The 9,137-nt window shown below is 41.6% G+C and carries 7 protein-coding genes; 1 reads left to right on the top strand and 6 read right to left on the bottom strand.

What is annotated here, in order from left to right; genetic code table 11:
* Nucleotides 1-208: 208 nt before the first annotated feature.
* The 5 genes from WAM07_RS17475 to zapA all read right to left on the bottom strand — a co-directional run bounded on the left by WAM07_RS17475 (nucleotide 209) and on the right by zapA (nucleotide 5,668).
* Entirely contained in the window at nucleotides 209-616 is a 408-nt protein-coding gene (locus WAM07_RS17475) for a DUF350 domain-containing protein (RefSeq protein ID WP_224892954.1), read from the bottom strand.
* 25 nt (nucleotides 617-641) lie between these two features.
* On the bottom strand, nucleotides 642-2,987 hold the full coding sequence (locus WAM07_RS17480; RefSeq protein WP_422168669.1) for an endonuclease MutS2: 2,346 nt from the start codon (nucleotides 2,985-2,987) through the stop codon (nucleotides 642-644).
* Between the two features lie 27 nt (nucleotides 2,988-3,014).
* Entirely contained in the window at nucleotides 3,015-4,727 is a 1,713-nt protein-coding gene (polX, locus tag WAM07_RS17485) for a DNA polymerase/3'-5' exonuclease PolX (protein ID WP_422168670.1), read from the bottom strand.
* Nucleotides 4,728-4,839: 112 nt separating this feature from the next.
* Complete coding sequence (locus tag WAM07_RS17490; RefSeq protein ID WP_422168671.1) at nucleotides 4,840-5,382, bottom strand: CvpA family protein; 543 nt, start codon at nucleotides 5,380-5,382, stop codon at nucleotides 4,840-4,842.
* Nucleotides 5,375-5,668 (bottom strand): cell division protein ZapA, encoded by a 294-nt coding sequence (zapA, locus tag WAM07_RS17495; RefSeq protein ID WP_422168672.1) that lies wholly within the window; start codon nucleotides 5,666-5,668, stop codon nucleotides 5,375-5,377. Before zapA ends, WAM07_RS17490 begins: the two co-directional genes overlap by 8 nt.
* A gap of 148 nt (nucleotides 5,669-5,816) precedes the next feature.
* Here zapA and rnhC point away from each other — a divergent pair, with 148 nt between their 5' ends.
* Nucleotides 5,817-6,743 (top strand): ribonuclease HIII, encoded by a 927-nt coding sequence (gene rnhC, locus WAM07_RS17500; protein ID WP_422168673.1) that lies wholly within the window; start codon nucleotides 5,817-5,819, stop codon nucleotides 6,741-6,743.
* Between the two features lie 43 nt (nucleotides 6,744-6,786).
* On the opposite strand, the gene pheT is transcribed toward rnhC, so the two are convergent.
* The coding region (gene pheT, locus WAM07_RS17505) for a phenylalanine--tRNA ligase subunit beta (RefSeq protein WP_422168674.1) at nucleotides 6,787-9,137 on the bottom strand (2,351 nt) is incomplete at its 5' end.

Below are 9,137 nucleotides of genomic sequence, written 5' to 3' on the forward strand. Positions count from 1 at the left end.
GCCCCAATTTATCTCGAAACTGAGTCTTACACAAACGGGAGCTTTACCTGAAATCAACTCGGAAGTTGAACAGATCCTATTAAAAAGCCTTCTTCACACGTGAAGAAGGCTTCCTTTTAATAAACAATAAAAAATATAATTCCAATCAGTAGAAAAACAGCTGCAACAACCATTAATACTTTTGCTAAGGTTTCCATGATGTCGCCCCTTAAATGATATTCGCTCCAATCACATACGAAAGACCTACCGAGATGATGAATGATATAAAACCAACGGCACGATTGTCTGTTGCTATTTCTTCGTCAATTTTAAAGGAAGGCGTTAAGAACTCATAAATAAAATAACCGGATAAAAGAAGAATAAATCCAAACAACCCCCATCCCATCGTCTGGAGAAGAGAATCATTATGTTCAATGGAAAAGCGGAAAATATTAGCGATACCAAATATTTTACCGCCCGTAGCCATTGCTACAGCAAGGTTTCCATTTTTTATTTCTTTCCAGTTATTATAAGATGTGACGATTTCAAAAACAGCCATAAAGACCACCAGACATAAGATGACAACACTGTAGCGAGCGGCTGTCTCAATTAACGTATATTCCCAAAAGTCAGTCATATCTTAACGCTCCCTTTATAATCTACTAGTTGAGTTCCAGTACGGTAACCCCGCTACCGCCTTCATTCATTCCACCGGCACGGTGACCGGTTATGTTCCGGTGGTTCTTAGCATAATTTTGTACCGCGTTTCTCAATGCTCCTGTACCTTTCCCATGTATGATAGAAACGGTTGGGTAACCGGCAAGTAATGCGTCATCAATATACTTTTCAAGTCGATTGAGGGCGTCCTCGTACCGCTCACCCCGCAAATCAAGTTCCGTTTTTACATGATACCCTTTCCCTTTAACCGTAGCCATCGGTTTTTCTTTATAAGGCTGCTCCGCCTTAATGAACTCCAGGTCCTTTCTTTTGGCTTTCACTTTCATTACGCCTACTTGAACCTGGTATTCGTTTTTTCCAGTCTGTTCAACAATCGTTCCATTTTGATTTAAAGTAAGAAGTTTTACTTCATCTCCTGATTTAAGTTCTTTCACTTCTCTTTGGGGCTCAGGTTTTGATTCTTTTTTCTTTTTAGCCAGTTCGGGTTGAGCTTCGTCAAACATCTTCCGTGCCTCAATCCATTCATGTTCTTTCATACCGGCCTGTGATTTCATATTTCTAATTTCTCCGACAATACTCTCAGCTTCTTCTCGTGCCTGGCGAATAGCTTTCTCAGCTTTTTCTTCAGCTTTTTCGTAAAGCTCCTCGCGTTTTTGTTCGAACTGGGTCCATTTGTTCTTCAATTCGTTACGCAGATCTTCCGCTTCCTGCAATAGACGTTCAGCTTCTTCATAATCCTGTTCTGCTCCCCGCTTTGATTCTTCCAGTGAGGCAATCATATTCTCTACACTTTGAGAGTCGACGCCGATTTTCTCCTGAGCTGAGGTAATTACGGATTCATGTAATCCAAGTTTACGCGAAATTTCAAAAGCATTACTTCGCCCCGGCACACCTATTAATAACCGGTAGGTGGGCTTTAAAGTCTTGATATCAAATTCCACGGACGCATTGATCACACCTTCACGATTATAACCATAAGCTTTTAATTCAGGATAGTGGGTCGTGGCGATTACACGAGCATTCCGGTTTACAACTTCATCCAGTATAGACATTGCTAGTGCGGCACCTTCCTGTGGATCGGTACCCGCTCCCAGCTCATCAAATAATACAAGTGTTTTGTCATCGACGTGCTTTAGAATATCTACAATATTAGTCATATGAGAAGAGAAAGTAGATAAGCTCTGTTCAATGGATTGTTCATCACCAATATCAGCATAAACTTCTTCGAATACAGCCATTTCACATCCATCCAGAGCAGGAATCTGAAGACCTGACTGAGCCATAAGTGTACATAGGCCTACTAATTTCAGAGTGACGGTCTTCCCGCCTGTATTGGGGCCGGTAATAACGATAGAGGTATAGTCCTCCCCAATTTCAATATCATTGGGAACCACTTCCTCCTCCCCAATTAATGGATGTCTGGCTTGAAGCATTTTAATACGTCCTTCATCATTCATGAATGGCATAGAAGCTTTCATTTGCTTACCGAGCTTCGCGCGGGCAAACATAAAATCTATGTTTCCTAAGCGGGTTACATTCTCATATAAAGCTGAATGATGATCCGCAATTTCCTCAGACAACTCTTTCAAAATCTTTTCGATCTCGTGCTTTTCTTGCACCCGTGCTTCTTGAAGCTGATTATTCAAATCTACGACAGATTGGGGTTCTATAAAGAGTGTAGCTCCTGACGAAGACTGATCATGAACAATACCGCCAATTGCTCCCCGATATTCCTGCTTCACAGGCAGGACATACCGCTCATTTCTGATGGTTACAATGGCATCGGAAAGCATTTTAGTCTTGGATTTAGTAAATGAATCCATTTTATCACGTACGCGACTCTCATATGTACGTACTCTCGAACGAATGGTTCTCAGCTTGTCCGACGCTCCGTCCATAACATTTCCGTGCTCATCAATACAGCTGCGTATTGATTGTTCCAGTTCCTTGAGGGGCAAAATACCTGTCACTATTTCCCTGAGCTTAGGCATTTCAGGTTCTTCTGACTCTTCGATAAACCGTTTCAGCTGACGTCCGCCATAAATAGTGCTCGCCACATCCAGACACTCTAATGCACTTAATATACCACCAATAGTTGTTCTTTTAAGACTAGGTTTGATATCAAAAATGCCGCCAAGCGGTACATGTCCTTTTAACCGGAGCACTTGAGCAGCTTCGTCTGTTTCCAATTGCCATTCTTTTACTTCCTCCAACTTGGAGGAGGGTTTTAAAGCTGCTGCCTTTTCTTTACCAAGTGAGGAGGCTGCATGCTCACTTAATTGATCGATAATTTTTTTATATTCTAAGACATGAAGGATTCGCTGGTTCATGTAGATCTGTCTCCTTTATAACAACACTCAAATACCAAACTTATTCATAAGCTGCTTTTTGGTCCAAGTATTTACTACTGTTTCTTTCCTGAGCCATCCTTTTCGGGCTGCGCCAATTCCCACTTCCATATGTTCTAACATAGGGTAACTGTGAGCATCCGTATTTATAGCGATATTTACTCCTTCTTCTTGGGCTTTCATTAACCATTCCCAGTTTAAGTCCAGCCGGTTAGGATTGGCGTTCAATTCCAGAATCGTTCCCGTACGCTTCGCTCCGCGAATCAATTCCTCTACATTTACTTCGTAGCCTTTTCGCCTTCCAATTAAGCGGCCCGTTGGATGAGCAATCATATCAACATGAGGATTCTCTAAAGCTGTGTTCAGTCTCTCCATAATTTTCTCTTGAGGCTGGTTAAAACTGGAATGGATGGATGCAATAACAAAATCCATTTCTTCCAGAAACTCATCACTAAAATCCAGGGAGCCATCCGGAAGAATATCCATTTCAATACCCGCAAATATATGGAAATCCTCCATCGACTCGTTCACTTTGTTAATCTCTTCACGCTGTTTGCGTAAACGTTCTTCATTAAGACCATTAGCTACTCGCAAATACTTGGAGTGATCAGTTATAGCGATGAAATCATAGCCTTTATTTTTTGCCTGTTCAGCCATTTCCTTAATGGACTGAGCTCCGTCACTCCAAGTCGAGTGCATATGCAGGTCACCGCGTATATCGCCTAATTCGACCAGTTCTACCGGTTCTTTGTACTTCTCTACTTCACCATAATTCTCCCTGACTTCCGGCGGAATGTAATGAAGTCCGAAATGGTTAAAGAAGTCTTCTTCTGTTTCAAAAGTCTGAACTTCCCCTGTTTCAGCATTTTCAATGCCATATTCATTTATTTTTTCACCTTGCTGCTTAGCAAGCTGTCTCATTGAAACATTATGGTCCTTAGAGCCCGTAAAGTGATGGAGAGTAGTTGCGAACTCCTCAGGTGCAACAATACGAAAATCAATTCCAATGTCATAGCCTTCATTAACAACGATGGAAACTTTTGTCTCTCCTGACGCCACTACCTCTTTTATATCTGGATAATTAAGAAGTTCATCTCTTGTATCTACCGGATTTTCCGAGACCAGGATGAAATCAATATCCTTGACCGTCTCCCTCATGCGCCGAAGACTGCCAGCTCGTGAATAGCGTTTCACTGTTTTTGAATTCTGAAGAAAACCTTCTATTTTTTCAGCTAGAGGCAGCATTAAAGCAATTGGGAGGCGTTCTGGACGAGTATTTGCTTCTTCTAAAGCTTTCTTTATCTTTTCAGCAGACTTCTTCCCAAACCCTTCCAATTCTTCTACTTTCCCTTTTTCTACTGCCGTTTTCAACGTTTCTGCATCTATAATACCTAACTCCTGATATAACTTCGCCAGCTTCTTTCCTCCAAGGCCTGGGAGATCAAGCAATGGAACTAATCCTTCAGGAACTTCAGTTTGTAACTGCTTTAATGTATCCGACTCTCCATTCTCAATAAATTCATGTATAACAGATGCTGTGGATTTTCCTATCCCCTTCATCTTAGTGAAGTCCTCTATTTCAGTTAAAGAGTGATCATCGGCTTCCAAGGCTTGTGCGGCTTTACGATAAGCAGATATTTTAAAAGGATTCTCACCTTTCAATTCAAGGTATACAGCAATTTTTTCTAGTAACTTGATTACTTGCTTTTTATCAACAGCCATATTTTATCGTCTCCTCTAATTGATAATTATCCTGTTCAATTTCCATATACATAAGAAAAAGCCGCTATGATCATCATCACAGCGGCTTAGTTTACCCATATCTACATTATCATCAGTCAGCCACGTGTTCGATCCATAATGTTTTCAATTGTTCGGAAAACACTGGGGTGTGTTCAATGATAAACTGAGCTAAGAAAGAACGATCCAGTGCGTTCTGTACCATCTCCAGAGGAACTAACGCTGCTATATACAGTAAGACAAAAAGCAGGATATAATTCTCTATGAAACCAAGAATACCTCCCAATAGTGAATTCAATGAACTCAAGATTGGAAGCTCAGAGACAAAATCCAACATGGATGCGATGATATGTATAATGATTTTCACTCCAAAAAACAATATAGCAAAAGCTACCGCATTATAGAACGCTTGTTCCAATGGCATATTCTCCATAAAAATGGCCCAGGATGAATCGGCGGGCAATTCAGGATATGGTACCCAAAGGGTTAGCTTGGGAGATAAGTCATCGTAGTACATAGCCGCTACTACAAAAGAGACAATAAACCCAATTAGATGGAAGAGCTGCAGAATAAATCCTCTCTTCAAGCCTATTAGAATTCCAATTATTAATATAAAAAACAACAGTAAGTCAATCATGATTGTGGTCGTCCTTTTCCTCTTTCTTTTCTATATAATCCATCAGTTCCGTGCATTCTTCTTTTAACTTTATATATTCATTCATCGTATTAACAGCAGTCAAAACGGCGAGCTTAGCCGTATCCAGACTTGGATTTGCTTCGTGAATTTCTCGCATTTTCTGATCCACTAAGCTAGATACCATACGGATATGATGGGGTTCTTCACGACCAACTATAGTGTAAGACCGCTTGTTGATCTCCACTGTAATTCTTTTCTTGTCTTGGTCCGATTGTGCCACGTCCATACCCCCTAGTTTCTCAATCCTAAATTTAATAGTAACATGAAGATATTGAATTAGGAAACCAATATGGATCTAATTTGCAAATGTTCTAATTTCAAATGGATTTTGCTATACTGTTCATACCATTTTTGTTTACAGAAAGGAATTAAACATGCCACAAGTCGTCCTTAAATTATCAGCTTCAACCCTGGAAAAAATGAAGAATCATTATCATTCTCAACTTAAAAATCCGCCTCAAAATGCCCTTTTTGCTGCTAAAACCAACTCCTGCACCATTACAGCCTATCGTTCCGGTAAAGTTCTTTTTCAAGGTAAAAGTCCTGAATCTGAGTCTGAGCAATGGGGGAAACCAGCCAATGGGTCCCTTAAATCCAATAGTAGTTCTAAACAGCCACACGCTTTCCATCCACCGGAGAGCTTATTTACAAGTTCTCACATTGGATCAGATGAAGCCGGAACCGGAGATTACTTCGGACCGATCACGGTTGCTGCCGCTTATGTTACGAAAGAGCAAGCACATACGCTAAAAGCCATCGGGGTTAAGGACTCTAAGCATTTAAATGACAGGCAAATCAGAGAGCTTGCTAAAAGCATCGTCGAGCTGAAAGTCCCTTACAGTCTTTTGCGGCTTCCGAATAAAAAATATAATCAATGGCAGCGCAAGGGCTGGTCTCAAGGAAAAATGAAAACGATCCTGCATCATCAGGCTCTTGAAAAATTGTTAGAAAAAATTTCTCCCAAGAAACCAGATGGGATTCTAATTGATCAATTCTCACAACCGGAAGTTTACCAAAAGCATTTACGTAGTGAAAAATTACACTTGCAGCCTAATGTATATTTTATGACCAAAGCCGAAAGTTACTCAATTGCTGTTGCTGCAGGATCTATTATCGCTAGGTCAGCTTTTGTTAAGGCAATGGATCAATTAGAAATGGATACAGGGCTTTCTATTCCTAAAGGAGCATCCGCAAAAGTGGATCAGGCGGCAGCCCAAGTCATCAAACACTATGGTGAAGATAAGCTTGATGAGATAGCAAAAGTCCATTTTGCCAACACTCAAAAAGCTAAAAAGTTATAGAAGTAAAAAACAGGTGACCCGGCAATCCCGGCCACCTGTTTTTTTATCCACGAAGCTCTGCTTCGTGTTGATCTTTAACAGCTGTTAAAATTTTGTCGTGCGCTTCTTCAACTTCTTCGTCTTTTAAAGTACGGTGAGGGTCCAGATATAAAAGGTTAAAGGCAAGGGATTTTTTCCCTTCTGGTAAATGATCGCCTTGATATACATCAAACACCCGTACATCCTTAACCAATGGAGCTCCTGCCTCGGATATTGTGTCGGTAATAGCAGCCGATGTTATTTGTTCATCTACCACAAGCGCAATATCCCTTGAAACAGATGGATAGCGCGGAATTGCCTGGAACGCTTCCTCTTTCGTATATTGAGCGAATAATTCCTCAGCGTTTAAGTCGAACACATACGTATCTTTCAAACCCAATTCCTTTTGAAGTTTAGGATGAACTTGTCCAATAAACCCGATTTCTTTATCTCCTGATTTCACTAGGGCCGTGCGTCCAGGGTGCATATGTGGAATTTTTGTTTTTTCATAGGTGAAGGACAGATCAAGCTGTGCACTCAACCCTTCCACAATTCCTTTCACTACGTAGAAATCAACTTCTTTCTTTTCCTGCTGCCAAGGATGTGATATCCACGTACCTGTTAACGCCCCAGATGCTCTTAGAATTTCACTCGGCTGTCTTGTTACTTGTTCTTCATTACTTACAAATACGGTCCCTACTTCATAATAGGAAAGATCCTTCTGCTTCCTTGCTACATTATAAGATAAGGATTGCAACAATTCAGGCAGCATACTGAGTCGCAGATGGCTGTGGTCTTCACTCATCGGCATCGCAAGAGCCACTGGAGATTTCGCCTGTCGTTTAATTTCCGGACTTACAAGCATCTGTGACCGTTCCTTTGGTGTTAATGAATACGTAATTGTTTCGTGCAGCCCTGCTCCCTCGAAATACGATTTCACTTTTCGTTTGAGCTGCTGTTCAAGAGTCAGCCCGCCTGCTTGCGAAGATCCTTGCGGAAGCGTGTAAGGAAGATTATCATACCCGAAAATACGTGCCACTTCTTCAAGCATATCTTCAAAAAGCTCTATATCCCCTCGGCGTGTAGGAATCTTTACATCAAAATTTTCTAAGTTTTGTTCATAGGAGAACTGAAGCCGGCGCAGGATATCAGCAATTTCTTCATTTGTAATAGAAGTTCCAAGACGATCGTTAATGACAGACGTTTCAATAGAAACCTTATTTTCAGAGCGATCCAACTGGTCCACGCTTACTGCACCTGATAAAACCGTACCGCCAGCATACTTGGCCAGGAGCTCACAGGCTCGCTTTCCTGCGCGCTCGACGCGGTTAGGATCTACGCCTTTCTCAAAGCGGTTCCTTGACTCACTTCTTAAGCCATGATCTTTCGAAGCCTGCCGCACAACTGATGGATCGAAATAGGCCGCCTCTAGAATCAATGTTTTCGTATCTTCTTGAACTTCAGACTTGGCACCGCCCATAACTCCGGCAATCGCATGCGCTTCATCACCGTTTGTTATCACCAAATGATGATTCTTCAGTTCCCGCTTCTGATTATCTAATGTTGTAATCATTTCTCCGTCCTCTGCTCGTCTCGTTACAATCTTGTCAGAGTCAAAACGATCGTAATCAAAAGCATGAAGCGGCTGACCATATTCAAGCAGTACGTAGTTCGTAATGTCTACTACATTATTAATCGGACGAATACCCGCAGCCGTTAATCGATTCCTCATCCACAGTGGAGAGGCACCTACTTTAATATCTTTAATGATGAAAGCCCCGTAATAAGGATTGGCTTGTTTGTCTTCCACTTCTACAGAAATGAAATCCTCAGCTGCTTCATTCGAATAGGGTACATCTTCTTTCTGCAGTTCATAGTCACCATCAATAGCCGCCGCCACCTCATACGCTACCCCCGCCATGCTCAGGGCGTCAGATCGATTAGGCGTTAAACCGAGTTCTATAATCTTATCATCTAAATTTAACAGAGAAAGAGCGTCCGCTCCTGCTTCAACATCTTCTGGGAAAACGAAGATCCCATCCGCAAATTCTTTCGGGACGTCTTTTTCGTCTATACCCAGCTCCTGAAGAGAACAGATCATGCCATTGGACTCTTCTCCACGAAGCTTAGTTTTTTTTATTTTGAAATCACCTGGAAGAACAGCTCCAGGTTTTGCTACAGCTACTTGCTGTCCTTCTGCAATATTCGGAGCTCCGCAGACAATTTGCAGGGTTTCCTCTCCTACGTCGACCTGGCAAAGGGATAATTTATCAGCGTTTGGGTGTTGTTCACAGGACTGGACGTGTCCCACCACTACACCGGACACACCTTCTGCAACAGGTGTCACACTTTCCACTTCAATTCCTGTTTTCGTGA

Origin of the sequence: Halobacillus sp. (assembly GCF_049282395.1) — a bacterium.
In the GTDB taxonomy this organism is placed as follows: Bacteria; Bacillota; Bacilli; order Bacillales; family Halobacillaceae; genus Halobacillus.